The sequence below is a fragment of the Streptomyces sp. 4F14 genome (assembly GCF_048159485.1).
Classification (GTDB): domain Bacteria; phylum Actinomycetota; class Actinomycetes; order Streptomycetales; family Streptomycetaceae; genus Streptomyces.
Genome location: NZ_JBLRVY010000335.1, coordinates 1 through 332, shown reverse-complemented (window position 1 = coordinate 332; position 332 = coordinate 1). Strand labels below are relative to the sequence as shown.

1 protein-coding gene is annotated in these 332 nt (G+C 67.2%); it reads left to right on the top strand.

The annotated features are described in order from the left end of the window. A partial coding sequence (locus ACLZOT_RS50995; protein ID WP_416976117.1) for a hypothetical protein occupies positions 1–332 on the top strand: 332 nt, incomplete at both ends.

Sequence of the window (332 nt, the reverse complement as noted above, 5' to 3'; positions counted from 1 at the left end):
GAGCGGTTGTCGGATGCTCGGCGTAAGGGGCATCGGGTGTTGGCGGTGGTGCGGGGTTCGGCGATCAATCAGGACGGTGCGTCGAACGGGTTGTCGGCGCCGAACGGTCCGTCGCAGCAGCGGGTGATCCGGCAGGCGCTGGCCAGCGCTGGTCTGACCACGGCTGAGGTGGACGTGGTGGAAGCCCACGGCACCGGCACTCGGTTGGGAGACCCGATCGAGGCCCAGGCGTTGCTGGCGACTTATGGGCAGGATCGGGATCGTCCGTTGTGGCTGGGGTCGCTGAAGTCCAATCTCGGTCATACGCAGGCCGCTGCTGGTGTCGCTGGTGT